This is a genomic window from Pacificoceanicola onchidii (assembly GCF_004804335.1).
Lineage (GTDB): Bacteria > Pseudomonadota > Alphaproteobacteria > Rhodobacterales > Rhodobacteraceae > Pacificoceanicola > Pacificoceanicola onchidii.
On record NZ_SRXY01000008.1, the window covers coordinates 194,912 to 216,415 of the forward strand.

Sequence of the window (21,504 nt, forward strand, 5' to 3'; positions counted from 1 at the left end):
ATCGCGCTCAGAGTAGCTTGTGCAGGTCTGCCAAAGAACCCGGGTTGGTACCGTCAAAAGCCTGCCGCCTGAGCCGACGCATGCTGGCTATCCAGCGATCCATGTCCTCCGCACGGCGTTGAGCAAAAAGCGCAGCTTCCTGATGCGGCAGGATCAGGAATCGGCCTTCCTTCAACCCATCAAGCAAGGCCTTGGCGACATCGTCTGCCCCGAGCACCCTGTCATGCGGGCGTTGATCCTCGGGGGCCTCGTCCGCATAACCAAGCAATGGCGTGGCAACATAGAGCGGGCAAACCACGCTTGCATGGATACCCTGATCGCCATGTTCGATCGCCAGAGACTGCGCAAGACTGACGGCGGCGTGTTTCGTCGCAGAATAGGGCGCATCGCCGATCTGGCTGATCAGTCCCGCAGCAGAGGCCACGTTGACCAGCCATCCTTCACCACGTTCCAGCATTTCCGGCAGCAGTAAACGGGCCGCGCGCAGGTGCGCCATGACGTGCACATCCCAACTGTCTTGCCATTGCTGATCAGGGGCCGCTGCCGGCCCGTCAAACGCCCCCTTGGCGAACCCTGCGTTCGACACCAACATGTCGATTTCGCCCATCTCATCGCGAGCCTGTTTCACGAGCCGCTCAATCTCATCCGGCTTGCGAACATCGCAGACGGACGCCACGCCACCCACCTCCTGCGCCACTTTGGCAGCTGACTGCGGATCAATGTCGCTCACGCACACTTGCAAGCCTTCGCTGGCCAAAGCGTGGGCAATCGCCCGGCCGATGCCCTGCCCGGCACCAGTGACAATCGCGGTGCGCGCGTTCAGTTTCATATAATGAAATTCGAGAGAACTTCGTCCTCGGTTATGTCGGTGTAGACAAATCCCGCGGCATCGAGCTTCTCGTACAGAACAGTGAAGTTTTTCGGATCGCGGGTCTCGAGGCCAATCAGAACCGAACCAAAATTGCGGGCGGATTTCTTGAGGTATTCGAACCGCGCGATGTCATCGTCCGGCCCTAGCATATCAAGAAAACCACGCAAGGCACCGGGGCGCTGTGGCAGACGCAGGATGAAGTATTTCTTCAGGCCCGCGTAAGTCTGCGCCCGTTCCTTGACCTCCGGCAACCGCTCGAAGTCAAAGTTGCCGCCCGAGGTAATGCACACCACACGGCGACCGCGAATCATCTGGCCCATGTCCTTGAGCGCATCAACCGAAAGCGCCCCGGCAGGTTCCAACACAATCCCTTCAACATTGAGCATGTCGAGCATAGTGGTGCACAGGCGATCCTCATTAATCTGCAACGTGCTGGCGAGACCGACATCCTTGAGCCGCTCAAAAGTCACATCGCCGATACGTGCCACCGCCGCGCCATCCGCGAAGGTGTTGACCTTGTCCAGTGTCACCGGCTTTCCGGCTTCAAGCGCCGCGCGCAGACAGGCCCCGCCTTTTGGTTCGACGAAGGTGTAATTCGGCTTGCTTCCGAAATAGCCAAGCAAGCCGGAGCCAAGACCGCCGCCGCCAACCGGAACAACGAGGGTATCAGGAACGCCCCCCAGCTGCGCTTCGATTTCCGCGCCGACGCTGGCCTGGCCTTCGATCACGTCCACGTCGTCAAATGGCGACAGGAAAAAGCCGCCCTCCGCCTTGGCATGATCCTGTGCCGCCGTGAGACATTGATCGAAGTAGTCGCCAACCAGCCGAATTTCGACACTATCCCCGCCGAACATCGCGGTTTTCTGGATCTTTTGCTGAGGCGTCGTCACCGGCATAAAGATCACGCCGCGCACACCAAAGTGCCGACACATAAAAGCAACGCCCTGCGCATGGTTGCCGGCGCTGGCACAGACGACAAGCTCAAGGCCATCCCGTTTGCGCATGGCGTTGAAGGCCCCGCGCAGTTTGTAGCTGCGCACCGGGCTCAGATCTTCCCGCTTCAGCCAGATATCGGCACCGTAGAGATCCGACAGATGGGCATTCCGCAGAAGCGGTGTTTCGGGGAACACCGCTCGCATCGCTTTGGCGGCCGCGCGGGCCTTATCCTGAAAATCGCTCATCTGGCATGAGTGTCAGGGGTTGAGCCCGCTTTCAAGTCACTCGATGGGACGACCTTGCACATAATGCCCATAGAGCGTGGTCAGGATAGACACGCCGATCATGGTGGCAAACCAACCGGTGACGATGTTGTAGATCAATGTGATGACCGAAGACTGATCCCCGCTGAGCATGGTCGGAACCTGCAACAGGAACGTACCGACCATCATGATCACGGCAAGAACGACAATCGCGCCATCCTTGTCCTTTGTCGCGGTCCAGCTTTCGGCAATCGTCAGTTTCTGATCCACCGTGCCCGCTGGCAGCATGACGCCAAGCCGGAAGAAGAAGTACGATCCGGCCAGCACGATACCGGGCAGGATCAGCAGCTGCACCATCGGGATCACCATGACGATCAGCATCGTGACGAGGATCGCAAGCGAGATGACCAAACCGATCAGCATCGAGCGCCCCAGGTAACCAAGGATCTTGCCGCCGTGCCATTTGGGGAGCCATCCCTCTGGGCGCTCTTCCAGCAGGACATAGCGGTGCCAGGCAACGGCGATCCACAAGCTGGCGACCACGGCGGCAATGCCGAGGAAGAAGACTTGCAAGGCAGATCCCGGATCCAGCATGAATTGCTGACCGGGCACCACCGCCGCAGGCATGGCCATGTAGCTCACAATCTGAAACGCCGCCTGTACGCAGTACAAAAGCAGCGACACCCGCAGCGCCATGTCGAGATTCTCAAACACCAAACGCACGGAATGCGTGAAAATCGTCCAGCCTTTCATGGCTCATCTCCTTGTATGCAACCGAAGGGCTAGCACGCAGGTCAGCGCCGTCAACGGCTATCCTTGCCGAAGCGGACAAAAGGCAGTAAGCCGCGCGTCAATCACTGACAGAGGATTCCAAGCATGTCCGCGCCCAAGAAAGTCGTCCTGGCCTATTCCGGCGGCCTCGACACATCGATCATCCTGAAATGGCTGCAAACCGAATATGGCTGCGAGGTTGTCACCTTCACCGCCGATCTCGGTCAAGGCGAAGAGCTTGAGCCTGCACGCGCCAAGGCAGAGATGCTTGGGATCAAGCCCGAGAACATCTACATCGAAGACGTGCGCGAAGAGTTCGTGAAAGACTTCGTTTTCCCGATGTTCCGCGCCAATGCGGTTTACGAAGGTCTCTACCTGCTCGGCACCTCCATCGCGCGCCCGCTGATTTCCCAGCGGCTTGTCGAGATTGCGCATGAGACCGGCGCCGACGCCATCGCCCACGGCGCGACCGGCAAAGGCAACGATCAGGTGCGGTTCGAGCTGTCCTCTGCGGCGCTCGACCCGGACATCAAATGCATCGCACCGTGGCGCGAGTGGGACCTGTCTTCGCGGACCAAGCTGCTTGAGTTCGCTGAAATGAACCAGATTCCGATCGCCAAGGACAAGCGCGGCGAAGCACCGTTCAGCGTGGATGCGAACCTGCTGCACACCTCTTCCGAGGGCAAGGTTCTGGAAGATCCGGCCGAAAACGCGCCCGATTACGTCTACCAGCGCACCATAAACCCCGAAGATGCGCCGGACACGCCGGAAATCATCGAGATCACCTTTGAACAGGGTGACGCGGTGGCGATCAACGGTGAAGCGATGAGCGCGGCGACGGTTCTGACCGAATTGAACGAGTACGGCCGCAAGCACGGCATTGGCCGTCTCGACTTTGTAGAGAACCGCTTTGTTGGCATGAAGTCCCGCGGCGTCTACGAGACACCGGGCGGCACCATCCTGCTCGAAGCGCACCGCGGCATTGAGCAGATCACGCTCGACAGCGGCGCTGGGCACCTCAAGGATTCGATCATGCCGCGCTATGCGGAGCTGATCTACAATGGCTTCTGGTTCTCCCCGGAGCGCGAGATGCTGCAGGCACTGATCGACAAGAGTCAGGAGCACGTCTCCGGCACCGTCCGTCTCAAGCTCTACAAAGGCTCCGTGAACACCATCGCCCGCTGGTCCGATCATTCGCTCTACTCCGAAGCGCATGTGACCTTCGAAGATGACGCCGGTGCCTATGACCAGAAGGACGCAGAAGGGTTCATCACCCTGAACGCTCTGCGTCTGCGCCTTCTGGCGGCGCGGAACCGGCGTCTGGCGAAATAGGCCTGAAAAAGGACTTTCCAAAAGACCCGCCTGTGCAGCAGGCGGGTCTTTTCTTTTGGTGCGAGCACCGCCGCAACGTCACGGTTGCGGGTCATTTCGCCGCTGACTTACCTGCCTTCAACAGACTGGAGGACAGACATGCCACTCACCGACATTGCCGCCAAAATGCAGCGCGGCCTTGATAAGAACCCCCTTGAACAATCGATCAAGTTCGATTGCGCGGAAGACGGGGCGATCACACTGTCGGGCGGAACGGCCCATCTGGCGGATTTGGACGCCGATTGCACGATCAGGATTTCCGAAACCAACCTAGAAAAGCTGATCGCAGGCAACCTGAACCCGATGACCGCCTTTGCCATGGGCAAAATCAAGGTCTCCGGCGACATGTCTTTGGCGCTGAAGCTGAGCCAGCTTCTGGGTTAAGCCGCCGCGCGTTTCATCTGCTCGTAGAAAGGCATCGCTTCATCCGCCAAAGCCTTTGCTCGGCCTTCCAGCTCCGGCAAAGGCCCCTCTGCCCCGGCAAATTCCGTGCTGGCGTGCACGGATTTATACCAGACCGATGCCCATGCCCCATCAAAGCTCTTTGGCCCTTCTGGCCATTGCAAAACCGCTGGGTCCCAATCGAGGCCAATCCGTTCGCAAAGCCCGCGCAGCGCATGTTCCGGGCTTTGTCGAATGTCGGCGCTGTCGATCACCACGGGGGATTGCCCCAAGGCGCGGCAGTGTTCGAACAGCTCTGCTTGTTTGGCAAAGCCAATGTCGTCTGCCGTCGCTTTTGGATACCCCTTCATGAAACTCGACACGACCCGCGCGGGATGGCGCAATAGAAATACGTTGGTCGAGTCCGCCAGGAAATCGCGCGGAATCCCGTCAATCATATGTTGGCACATGTGCTTGTGATAGACATGCGGTTTGCCGTCCGGGATTGGACCAATCAGTCTCTGTTCCACCGCAATTGCGTCTTCCGGGCGGCTTGCCTTGACCTCCTCGGCCATCGGATGATCAAGCGCGGTCAGCCGCAAATACGGCCCGTAAAACGGCTCATCCCAGGCTGCAAAATCGGCGCGGTTGCCAAAGGCGTACATCATCGCCGTCGAAAGGTTTCGCGGCCCGGACCACATGGCCAGTCTCATGGTGTCACCATTTCCTTGTAGAGGCCGCGAAGCCGTTTCGTCATCGGCCCCATCTGCCCATCCCCAATTTGCCGCCCGTCGACCATACCGACCGGCGTTTGTGCGCCAAAAGTGCCCGTCAGGAACGCCTCATCTGCACCATAGGTGTCGACAAGTGAATAATTCCGTTCGAAGACGGGAATGCCGTTGGCGCGGCACAGGTCGATCACCTTTTGCCGAGTGATGCCGTTCATGCAGTAATCGCCGGTCGAGGTCCAAACCTCCCCCTTGCGTACGATGAAGAAATTGCAAGCGTTTGTCGTGTTCACGAAACCATGCACATCGAGCATCAATCCCTCATCCGCCCCGGCCTTCTCGGCGGCGATGCAGGCGAGGATGCAGTTCAGCTTGGAATGGGAATTCAGCTTTGGATCCTGCGTCATCGGCAATCCACGAATATGCGGCACCGTGGCAAGCCGGATCGGACGGGGGATGGACGGCTTTGAATGCTCCATGATGATGACGATCGTCGGTCCCAGTTGTGACAGACCGGGATGCTGAAACGGACGGGTTTTCACACCGCGCGTTACCATCAGCCGGGCGTGGGCATCCGTTGTCATCGCATTGGCACGTTGCGTCTCTATCACGGCGGAAATCACCTCGTCTCGGGTCAAGCCGATATCTAGATCGATTGCTTTGGCAGCCTCAAAAAGCCGGTCCATATGCTCATCGAGAAAGGTCCAGCGCCCATCGTAGAGCCGCAACCCTTCCCAGACGCCATCACCCAACATGAAGCCGGAATCAAAGACGCTGACGGTTGCCTCTGCCCGTGGTTTCAACTGGCCATTCACCCAGATCAGAACGCTCTCATTGCGCGCATCTTCTGCGGCCTGATGCGTTGTCACGTGATCGTCCATTTGCCTTGTGCTTTCTTCGATGATTGTCTCCAAGACGACGGGCGGGTCGCCTTTCGGCAGAGAAAGGCAAAGCCTTTTCGAAAGCAACAGGTGACATGTGAACGGGTGCACTTAAATCTAGACGTATCTGAACTGGGAGACCCTCATGAAGCGCCGCACCCTTTTTCGTTCTGCCGCCGCTCTAATTGGGCTGGGTGCGCTTGGAGCCGGAGCGAACAGCGCTTCGGTGCGTGGGAACCGGTATTACCAAGGGCCCGTTTCCGATCATTTTGACGGCACACGCTTCTTCAACCCGGATGGTGCCCAACCAAAGGGGTTTTCCGATCTCATGCGCTGGCGCTTTGGTCCCAAGCCGGCGGAATGGCCGGAGTCTGTTGTTGGAGAGATTGCCAAACCGGCGGATCGGGTCAAGGACCTGACCGTGACCATGGTTGGGCACGCAACGATGCTGATCCAGATGCAGAGCCTCAACATCCTGACCGATCCGGTCTGGTCCCGGCGCGTGTCTCCGCTCAGCTTTGCCGGTCCGCGGAGGGTTGTGGCGCCCGGCATTCCGTTTGAGGCTTTGCCCAAGATCGATTTGGTCTTGCTCTCTCACAACCACTACGACCATCTGGATCTGGAGACACTAACACGCCTGAAAGCGCATGATCCGCTGGTGATCACACCGTTGGGCAACGACACCTTGCTGTCCGGGACCGGATTGCGGGTGCAGACCATGGATTGGGGGGATGAGGCCTCGTTCGGCGACCTCGGCGTGCATTGCCTGCCCAGCCACCACTGGTCCGCGCGGGGCATGGGGGATCGGTCCATGGCGCTGTGGAGCGCCTTTATGCTCACCGGCGCAGCCGGGCCGGTGCATTTCATCGGCGATACAGGGTTCGACAAGGGCAGGCCTTATGCCGGTCTGTCAGATCGGTTCGGCGCGCCACGTGTCGCTTTGCTACCCATAGGCGCATACGAGCCGCGATGGTTCATGAAGGACCAACACCAGAACCCGGAGGAGGCTGTGCAGGGGTTTCGCATAAGTGCCGCGCGTTTTGCCATCGGGCATCACTGGGGCACGATCCAGTTGACCAATGAGGCACGGGATGCCCCGCTGAGGGCTCTGGAGGCCTCCTTGCATAAACACGAGATTTCACCGGACAGGTTTCGCGCGCTTGCGCCGGGGGAAGTTTGGGCTATCCCCGCCTAACCGCTCAAAGCGGCGCTTTCGAAAAGAACAATCATCCGCCGGATGATCGACCGAAAGGTCAACCACAGAAGCGCAAAGCTCCCAATCGGGATCACGAGACCAACCAGCACGCTGCGGGCGATGCGCCCCGTGGTGTAGCGCTCGATAACGCCCAGTTTCTGCGGTAGCTTGTCAACAACCGTGGCATAGGCCGCGCCAACATCATTGCCTTTGGTCCACCCTTCGAAGGAGCGGTCATGTTTGGCATAGCTGCTCACGTCCTGATGCATCTGGTGAAGCCCGGTGCGCTGCGCTTCCAGCAAGCTGTCGAGCACCGCATTACTCGCCCACCCGGTGATCTGAAGGCTGTAGGGAACCAGCAGATGGAGCGCGAGAAACAGAACCAGCGACAGCTCCGCAACCGTCCGAACCAAACTCAGCACGTGGATATGCAGTTTCAGCGTGCGCGCCAGGATCCATAGACCAACGCTTGCCAGCACAATCACCAAGAGCGGCTTGGTCAGTGCGGCGGCGATGGCCGTCAGGCCAAGCAGAGATTCGTCGATAACACCGGCGACGGCCATGGCACCCCAGGCCCGTTCGAGCGCGAGTCCAAAAGCGGCCGCGGCTTGACCCACTTCGACCGAGGCGTGCACCACCACGTCGATCCCGAGGCTTGCGCTTTCGATGACTTTCACCACCGCAAGCAGTTCGGTCAGTGCGATGAGATCGTCGCCAACCTGTTCGCGCGATGCTGTCAGGTAGGCGTGGTTCTGATCAGCAATCGCGCCGCCACCAAAGAGCGGAGCGGCCCAATCGAGCAGCCCGAAGGCCAGCAACACCGCGAGCCCTAGAGCCAGCGCGCCAACACAAAGGCGCAGCGTCTTCGGGTCAACCTTGACCGGAACAGGAGGTGTTTTGACGTGAGGTTTGGGTGTGTCGCTCATGAGGCCCCCTTGCACGTCAGCGCGGCCAGATCCGCAGGGGTTCCCTGAAACAGATCAAGATCGACATGACCGGTAATGCCCGTCACACGCCCCGTCTGACTGTGCTGCCAGAATGTCCAATCCTTGATCCCGGACGGAAGCCTCGGGTGATTTGCATATTCGGCAAGCCAGAACGGGTATCCCTCCAGAGGCTTGCCAAGGTATTCGCGATAATAGGATCCGTTTGAGTAGATGACCGGTTTACAGCCGGTTTTTTCCTCCACGTGCTTCAACCACTTCAATGCCGTGTCCCCGACATCGCTGTCTGAATCGGACGCAGGAATACTCTCCAGATCAAGTGCAGGGGGCAGCGATCCGGGGCCCACCGTGACGTGGGAAAGGTAATGCTCGGCCTGTTTGATCGGATCATCACCTGGGATATAGAAATGATAGGCACCGGCGGTGAGCCCCGCTTTGCGCGCACCCGAGATGTTTGCGGAATACCGCGGGTCTTTGTAGGTCAGCCCGGCTGTGGCTTTGACATAAGCGAACTGCATGCCCGCCCGCGCCACCTGCCCCCAGTGTACTGTGCCTTGGTAGTGCGAGACATCAATCCCCGCGAGCGGCGTTGTCGAAGCAGCGGCCTGCGCCCCTCCGGTTTTAGGCTTGGCTGGTTGTGGCTGCGCAACCGACGGCGGCTTGTTGGCAGTTGTTGCGACCTGCGGAGCGGTCACGCCAACCGTAGGCCGCGCCCATGAAAAGAGCACCAGCCCAGCGAAAGCCACAAGGGCGAAACCAATCGGAACGGGTGGGTCGGCTTTTGTCAATGCAAATGCACTCCAAAGAAACAGGCGAACTAATCTTTGGAAACTATACCATAAGGCGTATCACCCTGTCATTGAGAGACTTGCCCCTGCGTCAACCCTCGGGGGTTTCAGGGAAACTTCGCCATGTTTGCTCCTTTAACCCGCTCGGAACGGTAGCATTGACCCATGACCGGCAGGGCGCAGAACCGCCTGCCTCTTGCCAGCACACTCCTTGTGACGGATCCATCCGCAAAGGTGGCAGGTCTTCGATTGCATGAGTGTCGCGCGCCAGATTGCAGCGCGTGGTCATCGCCCAGAGCACATCTTCGTCGCTCGAAAGATCGACGTCGTCATCGACAAACACGATTGTCTTCGTGAAAGGCATCACACCGGTCAACCGGCGCGACAACTGGGCTAGATCCAACTGCTCCGCTGCTCCGGACTTCAGCGCGACATAGAGCAACAGCATCCCGCCCCCCGCCGCAGCAAAGCGGATATCGGCAATCTGCGACAGGCCACCTTCGGCCTGCAAAGACAGCGCCAGCGCCAAAGCACCGCCGAGGGACAAGATCGATGATTGCTCTTTGCCAGGGCCAAGACAGCTTTGGAGCACACCACCGGGGCGGTGTGTGATCTCGTCGATCTCGATAACCATCAGATCCGGCCCGGCATGTCCGTCATAGCCCAGAAATTCGGGCAGAGTGACACCCTTGGGCCTGTCCCCAAGTGTTTCCGGCACCGTTTGGGCGGTCAGCCTGCCGTGCAGCACAAAATCAGACTGCGGCAGATACGGAGCGGTCTGTTCGGCAAGCTGCACAGGAGCACCTGCCAGCGCCCCTGCCAATGACAGTTTGTCGAAGGCAGGCGGCAGATGCGCCGTGGCCGTGGCAGAGGCAACAGCAACAGCGGGCGGCACGCCGATGTTGACGGAAATGGGCAAATCATGCCCTTTCGCATGCGCTTCCAACGCGCGATGCCGCAGAGCACGGCTTGTCAGCATGGAGATGCCGAGGCGGCGTTTGTCCAGCACCAACATGCGATGCGCAGAAAGCGCGAGGCCAGCGCCAGAACACCCGGTCATGACAAAACCCATGGTCACATAAGGACCGGCGTCGCGGGGGGTAATTTTCGGGAAGGGCAAAGCTGTCAGGTCCAGCGCAGCTTCGATATGATCGGTGGTGCCATTAATCGGCGCGCAGGGTGCCAATGCACGAACAACCTCAGGCATGGGTCTCCCTGCGATACCCGGAAGCCAGGACTTCAAACGCTCCTCGCAGCCATAAAGCCCAAGCAAAAGATCAGGCCCACTGCGTTGCTTGTAGAGAACCGCCGGTTCAGCACCGGGGCGCGGCCGAGCGGGAAGACCAGCGTGATGCGCCGCAAAGTCCGCGCAGGCCTCATCAGGTGAAAAGCCGGTTTTGACGTGGAAAAGGCCCGGACGTCCGGGGCCTTTCAGGGAGGCGAGCGCCGCGCGGATGTCCCGCGCGGCCTCATTGGTTTCAGCCTCAGGCCGGAGCATCGGTGAGCACCGGTGCCACATCATCCGCCTTCTTCGGCTGGCGCAGACGATCATAGATCATCAGGACAGCCGGGCCGATGAAGACTTCGGAAAGCAGCGCCAGCAGCGCACCGCAAGCCATCAGCAGGCCAAAGCTCTGGATGTTCGACATGGAGGACAGGTTGAATACCGTGAAGCCCGCCATAACCACAACCGTGGTGGTGAACACCGCGCGGCCAATGTCCGTCATCGACCCCTGGATCGCGTCTTCCATCTTCTCACCGATGGCGAGACGATCGCGAACACCGTGGAAGAAGTGCAGCGTGTCATCGACGATCAGGCCGGTGATGATGCCACCGATCAGCACGGTGAAGGTGTCGAGCGGGATACCGAGGTAGCCCATGATCCCGAGCAGCACCACAAAGGGAGCCACGTTCGGCACCATGCTCACAAGGCCAAGGCCAACGGAGCGCAGCGCAAGCGCCATCATGCCGGTCACGAGCGTCAAAGCGATCGCATAGGACACGGTCATGCTGTCCAGAACCTTCTTGGAGGTCTTGGCAAGCAGGGCGATGAGGCCAGTGCTCTCGACAGTCGCAGTGTCACCAAGAGCGGCTTCAAAGCGGGTTTCGATGGTTTCGATCACGTCGGTGTAGAGCTTGGCTTCAAGCCACGGCGTCTGGAAGGACACACGGCCCGACGAATAGTCCATGGAGACATAACGCTTCATGTCGTCGATACCCTGACCTTCGAGCAGCAGCAGCTGTTCCCAGATCTCTTCCTGGCCGGGGATCGTCCGTGCGGCCAGATCGCCATCGTTCACCGCCTGGTTCGTCTCTTCAAGGAATGAGATGATCGAGGTGTGGCGACCAATCGGGATGTCCACAGCGCCGTAAGCTTCGCGGGCAGTGGCCTCAACAGTCTTCATCAGCGTCTCATCACGGAAGTCGAGACCTTCGGTCGGCGTGATCACCATTTCAAGGTTCACGGTGCCGTTGAACGTGCTGTCGATGAACTCCGTCGACTGACGCGCCTGATTGTCTTCCGGCAGCCAAAGCAGGGAGTTGTGCGAGTAGCTGAGGTTGACGATGCCAAGCGCTGCGGCGAGCACAAAACCACCACAAAGGGCCAATGTCCGGCGTGGAGCCTGAGCCGCCGACATGGCGCCTTTGGTCAGAACCGTGGCGATGACACCCGGCTTGTCGGATTGCTTGTTCAGATAGCGTTCCGGCAGGGTGCGGAAGACCAGCGTCGCCCAGGTCATGGCAAGCAGGTAAGACACACCCACGGAAACCGTACCAAAGATGCCAAGCGCAGTGATCGGTGCAAGCGGTGCGGCAGCAAGACCAATCAGACCGCCAGCAGTGGTCAGCGCAGTGAAGAGGATCGGCGTGTTCGCCTTCTTCACAGCCAGTTTCAGCGCCTCACGACCATCCTTTTCGGTGCTGCGGGTTTTCAGAACCGTAGCGATAAAGTGGATGTAGGTACACAGCCCCACCACGAGCGTCATGGGAATGAGCAGCTGAACCGGTGGCGTCATGGCGGTGCCGGTAGCAGCCACGGTGGCCAGCGTGGTGAAGATTGCGGTGGCAAAGCTCAGGAATGCGCCGATGGCCACAAGGAAGCTGCGGTGCAGGAAGAGCATGGCCAGAACGGTCAGGATCACACAAGCCAGCGTGAAACGCGGCATGTCGCCTTCCATCATGGCAACGATCTCGGTCGACAAAACAGGCGCACCGGCGATGGAGATATCAAAGCCTTCGGCCTGATACCGCGCTGCGATTTCGCGAGCGGCAGCAGTCATTTCCGCATATTGCGGCGCACCCAGAAGCGGGCGTTCGCTGAGCGGGGTAAAGACAATCTCGCAGGTCGCGCCACTGGACGGATCCGGTGTGCAGTCCTTCGCAGCCGGGGCGTAACGATAGGGCTCGATCACAACGGCCGCGGTGCTGCCATCTTTGGAGACGATGAAGTTCTGATAGAGCGGCGTATCAAGGATACGATCGCGCAGTTCCTGCGGATCACGGCCCCGCTGGAGCATGTTGCGCACAAGCTCTTCGAGGTACACACCGCCGTCTTCGTGCTCGATGAACGGGATGTTGTAGGGCGAGAAGATCTCCGAAACATAAGGCACATCATCCGCCAACTCGCGGTGCATCCGGGAGAAGGTGTTCAGGAACTCAGTGGAAAAGACATTCTCGGATTTCACGGCAACGACGAGACGGTTGTCCTGACCGAACTCGCGGCGCATGTCATAGTAAGTGTGCAGAGCCGGGTCGCTTTCGTGCATGAAGGCTTCGACGCGGCCGTCTTTCTGAAGGTTGGGAAGATTGGTCGCGACGTAACCGAAGACGGTCGCAAGCAGCAGGACGAAGGCGATCAGACGACGTTTGTAAACCGTCTGGAGATACCGCGTCATCGCCCCTTCAATGAAGGAAAGCGGATTCATGGATCGGGCTCCTGTTGGAAGAGAAGGGGCGCAGCCGGATCAGGCCGACTGCGCCGGTTCGGATCAGTTCGACGCGAAGTTGTCGGAACGGAAGTCTTTGAAATCGCTCGCAGGGTTGGACAGATCGTCCAGTTCGAACCAACGCGACGGCAGGCCGATGTTGAACGCTTCGCCTTCGGTGTGGAAGTCAGAGAAGGACACCACGCGACCCTCTTTGATGGTCGAAACGCGATACTTCTCCGGAGCGAAGACACCGTTCACCCAACGCAGGTCCAGCGTTTCCAGAACGCGCTGCTCGTTCGGCGCATCGGCGTTGAAGCTGGAGTAGATCGGCATGAAGGTTTCGGTGTCGGCCCACAGTTCACCGTCGCGCAAACCGAGGCGGATCACCTCGTCTTCGGTGCGCGGGGTCACATAGATTTTGTAAACCGGGTAGCCACGGAACTCACCAACACCAAGCATCTCGCAGTCATAGTCATCGGCCTGGCGGATCAGCATCTCGCCAACGGCCAAGTCAGAACCATAGAGGCGTTGGGACAGGTCTTCGGACTTCACGTCGATGATCTTGTCGGCGGAGGGCAGGTAAACCCAGACTTTGTCCGGCAGCGCGGGCTCAAAGCTGTCGCGCACGGAGCTTTCAACACCGGCCAGCTCGGACGGGTCGAACACATAGGAACGGAGGCGGCGGTTGATACCGTCATTTTTGTGGGCGGCGGCGATACGACGGGTTTTGACGGCACCGGTCTCGTCGGTGATGGTCATGTGAACAACGCGCCAGCTGTCGTAGCCATTATAACGGTTCTGAACCGCTTCCATGACATCGCGGCAATCGTTCATCAGCGGCGAGGTTGGCGTCGCCTGCTCAAGCAGCGGTTCGGCTTGTGCCATACCTGCGAGCGCGCCTGCGGCAGCCGTTGCAAGAGCGAGAAGAGAAGTGCGGGATTTCGAGAGCATTTTTGATTTCCTCAGGTCAGATTTGAAATGGAACGGTCATTTTTATTCCGCAGCCAACCTCGCCTAAATCGATCAAAAAACAAAAAGGCGTTTCGTTCTGTTGTCTGAACATTTCACACAGAACATTTGAATTGTGACAGAACATGGCGCAACTTACGCGTTAGTTAACACACCATAGAGTTCTTTTTTCGTGCGCCTGTTACGCAAATGGCCCTTGTATACTTGGATTTTGGCGCATCTGGCCCGAATGTCACAGAATGTGCCGAGCGATCACAGACTGCGCCCTCCGCGAACAACTCATTTGAATATTGAACACAACGTAACAGGGTTAATCTGTAACTTTTCTCTCATGAACTGAATTCCGCAATTCTGATTCCGGAGAAATAAGATGGATTTAAAAATCTGTGGCATAACCAATCGTGAAGAGCTTGGCATCCTGGATCAGGAAGGCGCGCGCTACGCGGGGTTGTGGACCGGCATCGCTGGGCATCCCAAAAGCCTGAGCGATGCAAAGCTGGCCGAACTGGCTGAAACCGCCGAGCATGTCACCCCGGTGGCTGTCTGCGTAAAACGGCGCGTGAAAGAGCTGTGCGCACTCCTGAAACATACACCTGTACGCCACGTGCAGCTTCACGGCTTCAATGCCCCCAGGGATGTGGCCTACCTCAAGGACCAGGGCATGACCGTTATCAAGACGGTGCATGTGGATGACGACGGCCAAAGCCCGATCGAGCGTCTCATTGACCCCTACCGCGACGCGGGCTGTGACATCTTCCTGATCGACCGCATTGGCGGCGCACAGGCGATCGGCTCCACGGGCGTCAGCCTGAATGCCGACATCGCAGATCACTGGGGCGCACGTCTGAAGGGATCCCGGATCTGGCTGGCCGGTGGTCTGACCCCGGACCGCATCTGCGACCTGTCCGAGAACGGCGGCTTTGAAGCGGTCGACGTCGATTCCGCCGCCCGCATCAAGGGCGGCGCCATTCACCGTAAAGCGGCGCGGATGCTCGTCCTCGCGTCCTCTCCTTCCACCTTCTTTCAGGCTGCATCATGATGAACCACACACCCGACTTTTCCCGGGCAACGCCTGTGTTGCCAATGACCCCGGCGCGGTTGCGCAAGCTGTGCCCCTTGATTATGGCGGGCGATCCGTCGTTGGACGCCACCCGCGAGCTACTCCGCTATTGCGCCAAGATTGGCGTGGCGATGGTTGAGCTATGCCTGCCGTTCCGCAACGCCTTTACCGATGGCAAGACACTGCTGCAGGCGCACGAACGGGCGCTGCGCAATGAAGCCAGCGCGCGGGCCGTGATCGAAATGGCCGCCGAGTTTACCGATCAGATCGACATCATTCTGCTGGCCGATTCGAGCCATACCCTGCGCCCCGAAGGTTTCGAAAATATCCTTGGCATGGCCAGGCAGGCCGGGTTTGCCGGTGTTCTGCCCCACGGGTTGCCGCCGGTGCTGACTTCGCGGTTCGATCTTGCTGCCAAAGGTGCCGGGCTTGCGCAAGTCGGCACGATTTATGCCAATGCTCTGCCCGAGGTTCGACAGCTTGTTCTGAACCGCGCCGGGGCATTCATTTACCTTGTCTCATCCTATGGCCGCTCCGGCGGCTCCGTCGATCCAGCGGATCTGACCTGCCAGATCGAAGCTCTGCGCAGCCACACATCGCTGCCTATCGCGCTCGGCTTTGGTCTCAAAACTCCCGGAGATGTGGCCCGAGCCTTCGAGGCCGGCGCTGACATTGCCATTGTCGGCAGCGCCATTTCCGGCGTGGTCGAAACCGCGCTCGCCGCCGGGCTCGACCCGGTCGAAGAAGCGGCACTCTTCATCGAAACCCTGAACACGGAGACACTCTCATGAGCGCGCTCGACCGCAGAATGGACCTGCGCAACGCGGTGCTGCAGTATTCCCCCAGTGATCGCCCCGGCGTGGCCCGCCTGATCATTGACCAGCGCCACCCGTTCTTTTTTGATCATCCTCTGGACCATGTTCCCGGCTTGCTATTGCTCGAAGGTGCTGTTCAGGCGGCGCAGAACTGCGCCACCGCGCCCTGCTATGTCAGCGCCATTCGCGCCGAGTTCATTCAATACGTGATGTTCGACGATCCCGTGACGGTGGAGACCTACAGCGCCGAACGCAATGGGCGGCAATGTTGCAAGGTCGAGGTGCATCAGGCGGACAAGCTGCGCGCCCGGATCGAGGTGGAGCTGACCCGCCAGATCCGCCCCCTGCCCCGCCGCGCGGACTTTCATCCCGGTGACGGCCTACAACCCTGCGAAGGGGACTTGCTCAACAAGGTGCGCGCCGAAAATGTGCTGATCACGACGCCCGTTGTGGGCAAGGACAGTGTCGAAGCGCGGCTCTTGCCAATCTCCAACCGGTGTCTGTTCGCGGACAGCACACAGGCCGTCCACCCGCTTTATCTGCTCGAATCCTTCATGCAGGTGCAGCGCTATCTCAACGCCACGGCGGACGGCGATCATCGCATCCGCGACATCCTCACCGGCGTCAGCATTGAACAGCTTGAGCCGCGCTCTGACCTCTCGGGCGGCGTCTTCCTGCGCGGTGCGCGTGACTTCAGCGAAACCGGGCGCGGGCGTTTGAGCCGCAGCGCATGGCTCTACGCCGGACAAAAACCCTTTGCCAAATGTTCCATACAAACCGCCCGCGTCAAAACCCGGGCCAAGAAAGATCAAGGAGAAGCCTGATGGATCCCGTTCATATCATTGGTGCCGGTGTATCCGGTCTGGGCGCTGCCCATTATCTGGCCGCGCGCGGCATTCCCAGCGTCATTCACGAGGCCGGCTCTTACGTTGGGGGCCGCGCCGCTTGTATTCAGCAGGGCGAGCATGCCTTTGAGATCGGCGGCAAGAATTTCTCAAGCGCATGGCCTCGGTTCAATGCCCTGTTACAGGAATTTGGCCTGACGGAGTTCGAAGACCAGCACCCCGGTTTCCACATCGTCCTGAACGATGCGCTGGTGGCCTTGGAAAAGTCCAAGACCCTGTCGGGCGATCTGCGCCTTGCCTCTGCCCTAGGCCCGCGCGGCGCGCTGCAGTTCCGCAATTTCCTGAACTATGCCCGGCAAAACGCCGACCGGCTCAACTACACCTCCGGGCTGATTGAACAGGTTGAAAGGCGATGGGATGACAAGACCATCGACAAACACTTCACCAAGAAACTGAACGACGGGCCGTTGCGGCTCTTTTCGATCATCATGGGTGGTGCGGAGCCGTCCGAGCTTTATCCATCGCTGATGATGCTTTTCGCCTCGGGTTTCGGCAAAGGCTCACACCACGCGATTGCAGGCGGCATCGGACAGTTCCATGACAATTTGGCCAAGGGCAAGACCATCCGGTTCGGCTCCAAGGTACGCAAGATCCTGACTTACGACGGTCATGTCAGCGGCCTTATGCTCGAAGAGAAAACCGGCCCGCGCATGATCCCGGCCAGCCGCGTGATCTCGGCGGTTCCGGCTCATGTTCTGCGCCAGATGGCTGACCTGCCTGCCTATGGCCGCGTCGCGCTGGATCAGCTGCGGTATTTTCCACTGGCCATGGTCAACGTCGTCTATGACGCGCCCGTCTTCAAGGATGGCGTACACTCGATCATGTTTGAGCCAGGCGCACCTTTGGGCCATTGCTCGGCCAACCGTCTGCATTCACCGCATCACGTGCGCTATACCCTTTCGGGCAAGGCCGCGCGGAATATTCTGGACCGGTCCGACAGCGAGCTGGTGCAGATCGCCGAAGAAACTTTCTCCAGACGTCTACCGATCAAGGCGGGCAAATTGCGTGTCCACGTTGCCCGACACCCCGGTGGTATTTGCGGCTATGCCCCTCACTTCACGCAGAAAAAGAAGGACATCCTGCGCGCCGCCGAGAGCATCAGCGGGCTGGAGATCGCCGGGGATTACCTTGAAGGGCACACGATGGAAGGCTGCCTGACCTCGGCTGATCTGGCGGTTGAGCGGATGCTTACCCCGGCCCAGCGCAACGCCCCGCCTGCGCGGTGGGCCGCAGAATGAGCGCCGATGTCCAAGCACTGCCCCGCCTCGCGCCAAACCGGCGCGAGGTGATCTGGGCGGCGAGTGCCTGCGGCGTCATGAGCGGCGCCGCCATCGCCCCCGCCGTGCCCCTTATGGAAGAGGCGTTGGCGGGTGGGTCCGTGATCTGGGGGCGGGTGGCTTTGGTGCTGCCCGCTCTCGTCATTATGCTGACCGGCCCCTGGATCGGGCGGCGCACTGCACAGATGGATCAGCGCAAAGGCTTCGTCACGGCGCTTTGCGCCTTGGCAGGCTTTGGCATTTTGGGCGGCTTCGCCACTGGGTTTGGATGGCTTTTGCTGAGCCGCATCGGCCTTGGCCTTTCGACCGCCGCTGTACTCTGCTTTGCCACCGCCGCAATTGCTGCGCTGTATCAGGGAACGGAACGCGCGCAGGTGGTGAACCGGCAATCGGCGATCAACACGTTTGGCGGGGTGGTCTTTGTCCTTTTGGGCGGGTTGCTCTCACAGATGGGCTGGCGTTTGCCATTTGTGCTCTACCTTCTGGCACTGCCCGTGGCGTTCTTTGCCTCCGGCCTGAATTGGAAAGCTCCTGTCTCTCAGAGCACGCTACGCCCGGATCTGAAACCGCTGAGGCGGCCCTTGGCAACAATCGCTTTGGCGATGACGGCGTTTTACCTGATCCCGGTACAGGCGCCCTACATGGCGCCATTGGCGGATGTGCCGGCTCTGGCGGGTTTGACCATTGCCACGGCCACTTTGATCAGCGGGATCACCTCCTGGCGCATTGCCGAGCTGACCAAATCTGCGCCCGAGCAAACCGTCGAGAGTGCGGCGATCATCTCGGTGATCCTTGGGTTGATGGAGTTCGGCCTTGGCACTTCGTTGCCCGCGCTCTTGATCGCGGCAGCGCTTTTGGGGGCCGGGTTTGGTGTGCTTTTGCCACTGACAGTCCGGCGTATCATGGCTGCAGGAAGCCCCGAGACAGCCAATGCCACGGCGGGACTCATCGCCTCCGCACTCTACACTGGCCAAGTCAGCGCCTCGGTGCTCGCCCTGCTCCTGACATCAACTGGAAGCGGCGTGCCGTTTGTTGTGTTGTCACTCGGTTTGGCCTTGGCCAGTTTCCTCCATTGGAAACGTGACAGGTTGAAGCCTTGGGGCCGATGGATAGCCCGGAACATCGCCTGAACCATCGACACGCAAGACCAAAAAAACCGCCCCGCGTCCGTCGACGCGGGGCGGTTTTTCATGTTCACAAAGGGTGCAGGCCTCAGACCATCACACCCTTGGGAAGCCGGAAGCTGCGACGTGTAAAGGCGTAGAGCGCGCGCAACAGATCTTCTACAGCGACAGGCTGTACCTCGAAGTGATCCGCGCCGGCTTCCAAGAGCTCAATCCCGTGGTTGTTCGTCTGCTCATTAAGCAAAACCATGATCGGCGTGACGGCATTGCGCGCCCTCAGTGATCGGCAAAGCGTCAAAGTCACGTCAACAGGAACGCTGTCCATGACGATCAGGGCCGAGACCATGGCCTGGTCAAAGAGGTTCTCAACTTCCTGAGGCTCCACCGCCAGGATTGGAAGAAACCCCCGCCCGCCAAGGCTTTGATTCAAAACGGAACCAGGCTGAGCCTTGGTTCCGAGAATGACGATCGTCTCTGCGCCGACGGGCGGCAGGCGTAGTTTGGGTATCACGCGAATAGTCCTGCCTTTTGTCCTGCTGCATTTAGATAGGCCTTGGTTGTCTCTTGAATGCCGCGCTCTCCGGAAAGAAGCGCTGTGCCCACCAGAACACCATCAAAACCGGTATCCATTGCCCGGGTCACCGCACTGGGCGACAACAGGCCAGATGCGCTGACCAGAAGCCCGCGATGCGTGGCTTTGGCCAAATCAAACAGCGCCTCGCTCTGCTCGATCCCGCCATCATCCGTTTCCTGAGCGCGAATGTCCCGATTGTTGATCGCAAGGATCGCACCGCTCGGGAGCATCAGCCCGTCGAGCTCCTTGGCATTTGCCGCCTCGACAAAGGGCGTGAGGCCCATGGCAAGCGCGGCTTCGGCGAGACGGAGAATATCGGCGCGGCGCAGCAGGGTGCAGGTCAGCAAAACGGCGCTGGCCCCCGCCTCTTTCGACGCATCAAGGTGTCTCTGAGAGGTGATGAAGTCCTTGCGCAGGACGGGTAGGCCGGTGGCGGCCATTTCAGACACCATGCCGATATTGCCCTTGTGCCAGGCCCCCGTCGTCACGGATAGACACGGCGCACCAGCGTGTAGATAGTCGTCTGCAATCTGGCTCACAGAGCGTTTCGCCAGCAGCGGCCCGACTTTTGGGGAACTGGGTTTGATTTCAGCGATGAGCGGGCAAACTGCCCGCTCAAGTGCATCATGAAAGGACGATGTCATGCCATGGCCACCAGTTTCGGGGCCTCGGCGGCGGCAAAAGCTTGCGCCTTTTCAAGCGTGCGGTAGGGCGCGCCATCCTTCATGCAATCGAGCGCAAGCCAGGTGCCTTCAGCCAGATTGCGAACGACACCGCCTGCCTGCAACGCCATCCCGGCATTGAGGGCAACGGTTTCCATCTGGGCGCGGCTGGCCTTGCCTTTCAGAATGTCAGTCAGGATACCGATGTTTTCCTGAAGATCACCGCCAGCGAGATCGCCAAGCATACTGTCTTTCCCAAGCCCCAGATCCGTCGGCAAAAGCCGATGCGGCAGGGTTTCGTTTGCCCGCACCCAACGGTTGGTGGCAACGCTGAGCAACTCATCCACGCCAAGGTTCGAGTGCACGATGACAGCCGGAATTTCGAGAGATCCGGTGATCTGGTGAACCTGCTCGAACAGGCGTTGAGAGGAGGCGCCGATCACATGAGCTTTCATGTCATAAGGACAAATCAGCGGCCCCAGCGAATTGACGAAGCGCCCGATCATCTTGAACGGCAGCGGCATAGCAGCAATAGCCAGCCGTTTGCACACCGGCGCATAGCGCTGAGGTGCGGCAAAGGCGAGACCAACCTCTTCGAGCATGGCATTGGTAAACTCATCCGACGCAGTCCGGGCAAGGCCCAGCGCGTTCAGGATATCCCCGGAACCAACCGAAGAAGAATACGCAGACGAGCCGCTTTTCAGAACTTTGCCACCCGCGGCGGCAACAACAAAAGCGGAGGTCGTCGAGATGTTGAAAGTCGAGCGCCCGCCCCCGGTGCCCACGATGTTCACCGCGTCGCGCGCGGCAGGCAGGGCTTCGGGCGGGTAAGCCTCTCGAATGAAACGCACAAAGCTGCGCATCATCCCAAGATTGGAGGGCAATGCCGAAAGGGCGGCAAGCACCGCCACGGTTTCGGCCTTGGGGCGAAGGCCTTCGTCGGTGGCCCGCCAGTAGTCGAGCATCTGATCTTCGGTCGGGATGCGTCCAGCGATAAGCTGGCCTGCGGTCTGTTCCGGCGTCATGGCCTTCGCTCCTTGTCTTGGTTGGTCAAATGGCG

General features: G+C 59.6%; 21 protein-coding genes. 8 read left to right on the forward strand and 13 right to left on the reverse strand.

Going from position 1 to position 21,504, the window contains the following annotated elements:
- Positions 1–7 precede the first annotated feature (7 nt).
- Genes E4662_RS19795 through E4662_RS19805 form a run of 3 tightly spaced genes read right to left on the reverse strand, consistent with a single transcriptional unit; the run spans position 8 to position 2,823 of the window.
- Positions 8–829: an SDR family NAD(P)-dependent oxidoreductase gene (locus E4662_RS19795; protein WP_136443356.1), complete on the reverse strand. Its 822-nt coding sequence runs from the start codon at positions 827–829 to the stop codon at positions 8–10.
- On the reverse strand, positions 826–2,052 hold the full coding sequence (gene ilvA / locus E4662_RS19800) for a threonine ammonia-lyase IlvA (protein WP_136443357.1): 1,227 nt from the start codon (positions 2,050–2,052) through the stop codon (positions 826–828). The genes E4662_RS19795 and ilvA overlap by 4 nt, the downstream gene beginning before the upstream one ends.
- Before the next feature lie 36 nt (positions 2,053–2,088).
- Positions 2,089–2,823: a hypothetical protein gene (locus E4662_RS19805; protein WP_136443358.1), complete on the reverse strand. Its 735-nt coding sequence runs from the start codon at positions 2,821–2,823 to the stop codon at positions 2,089–2,091.
- 123 nt (positions 2,824–2,946) lie between these two features.
- On the opposite strand from E4662_RS19805, the gene E4662_RS19810 reads away from it, so the two are divergent.
- Complete coding sequence (locus E4662_RS19810) at positions 2,947–4,173, forward strand: argininosuccinate synthase (RefSeq protein ID WP_136443359.1); 1,227 nt, start codon at positions 2,947–2,949, stop codon at positions 4,171–4,173.
- A 138-nt stretch (positions 4,174–4,311) separates the two neighbouring features.
- Positions 4,312–4,596 (forward strand): SCP2 sterol-binding domain-containing protein, encoded by a 285-nt coding sequence (locus tag E4662_RS19815; RefSeq protein ID WP_136443360.1) that lies wholly within the window; start codon positions 4,312–4,314, stop codon positions 4,594–4,596.
- Here E4662_RS19815 and E4662_RS19820 read toward each other — a convergent pair.
- Both E4662_RS19820 and E4662_RS19825 read right to left on the reverse strand, forming a co-directional pair.
- Positions 4,593–5,306: a sulfotransferase gene (locus E4662_RS19820; protein ID WP_136443361.1), complete on the reverse strand. Its 714-nt coding sequence runs from the start codon at positions 5,304–5,306 to the stop codon at positions 4,593–4,595. The genes E4662_RS19815 and E4662_RS19820 overlap by 4 nt on opposite strands.
- On the reverse strand, positions 5,303–6,202 hold the full coding sequence (locus E4662_RS19825) for a D-amino acid aminotransferase (protein WP_136443362.1): 900 nt from the start codon (positions 6,200–6,202) through the stop codon (positions 5,303–5,305). Before E4662_RS19825 ends, E4662_RS19820 begins: the two co-directional genes overlap by 4 nt.
- Positions 6,203–6,347: 145 nt before the next feature.
- On the opposite strand from E4662_RS19825, the gene E4662_RS19830 reads away from it, so the two are divergent.
- Complete coding sequence (locus E4662_RS19830; protein WP_136443363.1) at positions 6,348–7,397, forward strand: MBL fold metallo-hydrolase; 1,050 nt, start codon at positions 6,348–6,350, stop codon at positions 7,395–7,397.
- Here E4662_RS19830 and E4662_RS19835 read toward each other — a convergent pair.
- The 5 genes from E4662_RS19835 to E4662_RS19855 form a co-directional block, all read right to left on the reverse strand.
- Entirely contained in the window at positions 7,394–8,323 is a 930-nt protein-coding gene (locus E4662_RS19835; protein ID WP_136443364.1) for a hypothetical protein, read from the reverse strand. The genes E4662_RS19830 and E4662_RS19835 overlap by 4 nt on opposite strands.
- Positions 8,320–9,129, reverse strand: a complete 810-nt coding sequence (locus E4662_RS19840; RefSeq protein ID WP_168798026.1) for a glycoside hydrolase family 25 protein — start codon at positions 9,127–9,129, stop codon at positions 8,320–8,322. Before E4662_RS19840 ends, E4662_RS19835 begins: the two co-directional genes overlap by 4 nt.
- 91 nt (positions 9,130–9,220) lie before the next feature.
- Positions 9,221–10,627, reverse strand: a complete 1,407-nt coding sequence (locus tag E4662_RS19845) for a UbiD family decarboxylase (RefSeq protein WP_168798027.1) — start codon at positions 10,625–10,627, stop codon at positions 9,221–9,223.
- Positions 10,614–13,055, reverse strand: a complete 2,442-nt coding sequence (locus E4662_RS19850) for an efflux RND transporter permease subunit (protein WP_136443367.1) — start codon at positions 13,053–13,055, stop codon at positions 10,614–10,616. Before E4662_RS19850 ends, E4662_RS19845 begins: the two co-directional genes overlap by 14 nt.
- Before the next feature lie 63 nt (positions 13,056–13,118).
- The gene (locus E4662_RS19855) at positions 13,119–14,009 is read right to left on the reverse strand and encodes an outer membrane lipoprotein-sorting protein (protein ID WP_136443368.1); all 891 of its coding nucleotides are present in this window, start codon (positions 14,007–14,009) and stop codon (positions 13,119–13,121) included.
- A gap of 388 nt (positions 14,010–14,397) precedes the next feature.
- On the opposite strand from E4662_RS19855, the gene E4662_RS19860 reads away from it, so the two are divergent.
- The 5 genes from E4662_RS19860 to E4662_RS19880 are packed head-to-tail and all read left to right on the forward strand — an operon-like array spanning position 14,398 to position 19,214.
- A complete protein-coding gene (locus E4662_RS19860) occupies positions 14,398–15,066 on the forward strand; it encodes a phosphoribosylanthranilate isomerase (protein WP_136443369.1) in 669 nt (222 codons plus the stop codon).
- The gene (gene trpA, locus E4662_RS19865; RefSeq protein ID WP_136443370.1) at positions 15,063–15,878 is read left to right on the forward strand and encodes a tryptophan synthase subunit alpha; all 816 of its coding nucleotides are present in this window, start codon (positions 15,063–15,065) and stop codon (positions 15,876–15,878) included. The genes E4662_RS19860 and trpA overlap by 4 nt, the downstream gene beginning before the upstream one ends.
- On the forward strand, positions 15,875–16,726 hold the full coding sequence (locus E4662_RS19870; RefSeq protein WP_136443371.1) for an AfsA-related hotdog domain-containing protein: 852 nt from the start codon (positions 15,875–15,877) through the stop codon (positions 16,724–16,726). The genes trpA and E4662_RS19870 overlap by 4 nt, the downstream gene beginning before the upstream one ends.
- Positions 16,726–18,045: a protoporphyrinogen/coproporphyrinogen oxidase gene (locus E4662_RS19875; protein ID WP_168798028.1), complete on the forward strand. Its 1,320-nt coding sequence runs from the start codon at positions 16,726–16,728 to the stop codon at positions 18,043–18,045. Before E4662_RS19870 ends, E4662_RS19875 begins: the two co-directional genes overlap by 1 nt.
- A complete protein-coding gene (locus tag E4662_RS19880) occupies positions 18,042–19,214 on the forward strand; it encodes an MFS transporter (protein WP_136443373.1) in 1,173 nt (390 codons plus the stop codon). Before E4662_RS19875 ends, E4662_RS19880 begins: the two co-directional genes overlap by 4 nt.
- Positions 19,215–19,296: 82 nt before the next feature.
- Here the strand turns inward: E4662_RS19880 and E4662_RS19885 are convergent, their stop codons facing one another.
- Genes E4662_RS19885 through E4662_RS19895 form a run of 3 tightly spaced genes read right to left on the reverse strand, consistent with a single transcriptional unit; the run spans position 19,297 to position 21,469 of the window.
- A complete protein-coding gene (locus tag E4662_RS19885) occupies positions 19,297–19,719 on the reverse strand; it encodes a response regulator (protein WP_136443374.1) in 423 nt (140 codons plus the stop codon).
- The gene (locus E4662_RS19890; protein ID WP_136443375.1) at positions 19,716–20,426 is read right to left on the reverse strand and encodes a beta/alpha barrel domain-containing protein; all 711 of its coding nucleotides are present in this window, start codon (positions 20,424–20,426) and stop codon (positions 19,716–19,718) included. Before E4662_RS19890 ends, E4662_RS19885 begins: the two co-directional genes overlap by 4 nt.
- On the reverse strand, positions 20,423–21,469 hold the full coding sequence (locus E4662_RS19895; RefSeq protein WP_136443376.1) for a hypothetical protein: 1,047 nt from the start codon (positions 21,467–21,469) through the stop codon (positions 20,423–20,425). The genes E4662_RS19890 and E4662_RS19895 overlap by 4 nt, the downstream gene beginning before the upstream one ends.
- Positions 21,470–21,504: the final 35 nt, after the last annotated feature.

Bases quoted from the DNA above. Each gene is read 5' to 3' on its own strand.
- E4662_RS19795 (WP_136443356.1), bottom strand. From the start codon at position 829: ATGAAACTGAACGCGCGCACCGCGATTGTCACTGGTGCCGGGCAGGGC.
- ilvA (WP_136443357.1), bottom strand. From the start codon at position 2,052: ATGAGCGATTTTCAGGATAAGGCCCGCGCGGCCGCCAAAGCGATGCGA.
- E4662_RS19805 (WP_136443358.1), bottom strand. From the start codon at position 2,823: ATGAAAGGCTGGACGATTTTCACGCATTCCGTGCGTTTGGTGTTTGAG.
- E4662_RS19810 (WP_136443359.1), top strand. From the start codon at position 2,947: ATGTCCGCGCCCAAGAAAGTCGTCCTGGCCTATTCCGGCGGCCTCGAC.
- E4662_RS19815 (WP_136443360.1), top strand. From the start codon at position 4,312: ATGCCACTCACCGACATTGCCGCCAAAATGCAGCGCGGCCTTGATAAG.
- E4662_RS19820 (WP_136443361.1), bottom strand. From the start codon at position 5,306: ATGAGACTGGCCATGTGGTCCGGGCCGCGAAACCTTTCGACGGCGATG.
- E4662_RS19825 (WP_136443362.1), bottom strand. From the start codon at position 6,202: ATGGACGATCACGTGACAACGCATCAGGCCGCAGAAGATGCGCGCAAT.
- E4662_RS19830 (WP_136443363.1), top strand. From the start codon at position 6,348: ATGAAGCGCCGCACCCTTTTTCGTTCTGCCGCCGCTCTAATTGGGCTG.
- E4662_RS19835 (WP_136443364.1), bottom strand. From the start codon at position 8,323: ATGAGCGACACACCCAAACCTCACGTCAAAACACCTCCTGTTCCGGTC.
- E4662_RS19845 (WP_168798027.1), bottom strand. From the start codon at position 10,627: ATGCTCCGGCCTGAGGCTGAAACCAATGAGGCCGCGCGGGACATCCGC.
- E4662_RS19850 (WP_136443367.1), bottom strand. From the start codon at position 13,055: ATGAATCCGCTTTCCTTCATTGAAGGGGCGATGACGCGGTATCTCCAG.
- E4662_RS19855 (WP_136443368.1), bottom strand. From the start codon at position 14,009: ATGCTCTCGAAATCCCGCACTTCTCTTCTCGCTCTTGCAACGGCTGCC.
- E4662_RS19860 (WP_136443369.1), top strand. From the start codon at position 14,398: ATGGATTTAAAAATCTGTGGCATAACCAATCGTGAAGAGCTTGGCATC.
- trpA (WP_136443370.1), top strand. From the start codon at position 15,063: ATGATGAACCACACACCCGACTTTTCCCGGGCAACGCCTGTGTTGCCA.
- E4662_RS19870 (WP_136443371.1), top strand. From the start codon at position 15,875: ATGAGCGCGCTCGACCGCAGAATGGACCTGCGCAACGCGGTGCTGCAG.
- E4662_RS19875 (WP_168798028.1), top strand. From the start codon at position 16,726: ATGGATCCCGTTCATATCATTGGTGCCGGTGTATCCGGTCTGGGCGCT.
- E4662_RS19880 (WP_136443373.1), top strand. From the start codon at position 18,042: ATGAGCGCCGATGTCCAAGCACTGCCCCGCCTCGCGCCAAACCGGCGC.
- E4662_RS19890 (WP_136443375.1), bottom strand. From the start codon at position 20,426: ATGACATCGTCCTTTCATGATGCACTTGAGCGGGCAGTTTGCCCGCTC.
- E4662_RS19895 (WP_136443376.1), bottom strand. From the start codon at position 21,469: ATGACGCCGGAACAGACCGCAGGCCAGCTTATCGCTGGACGCATCCCG.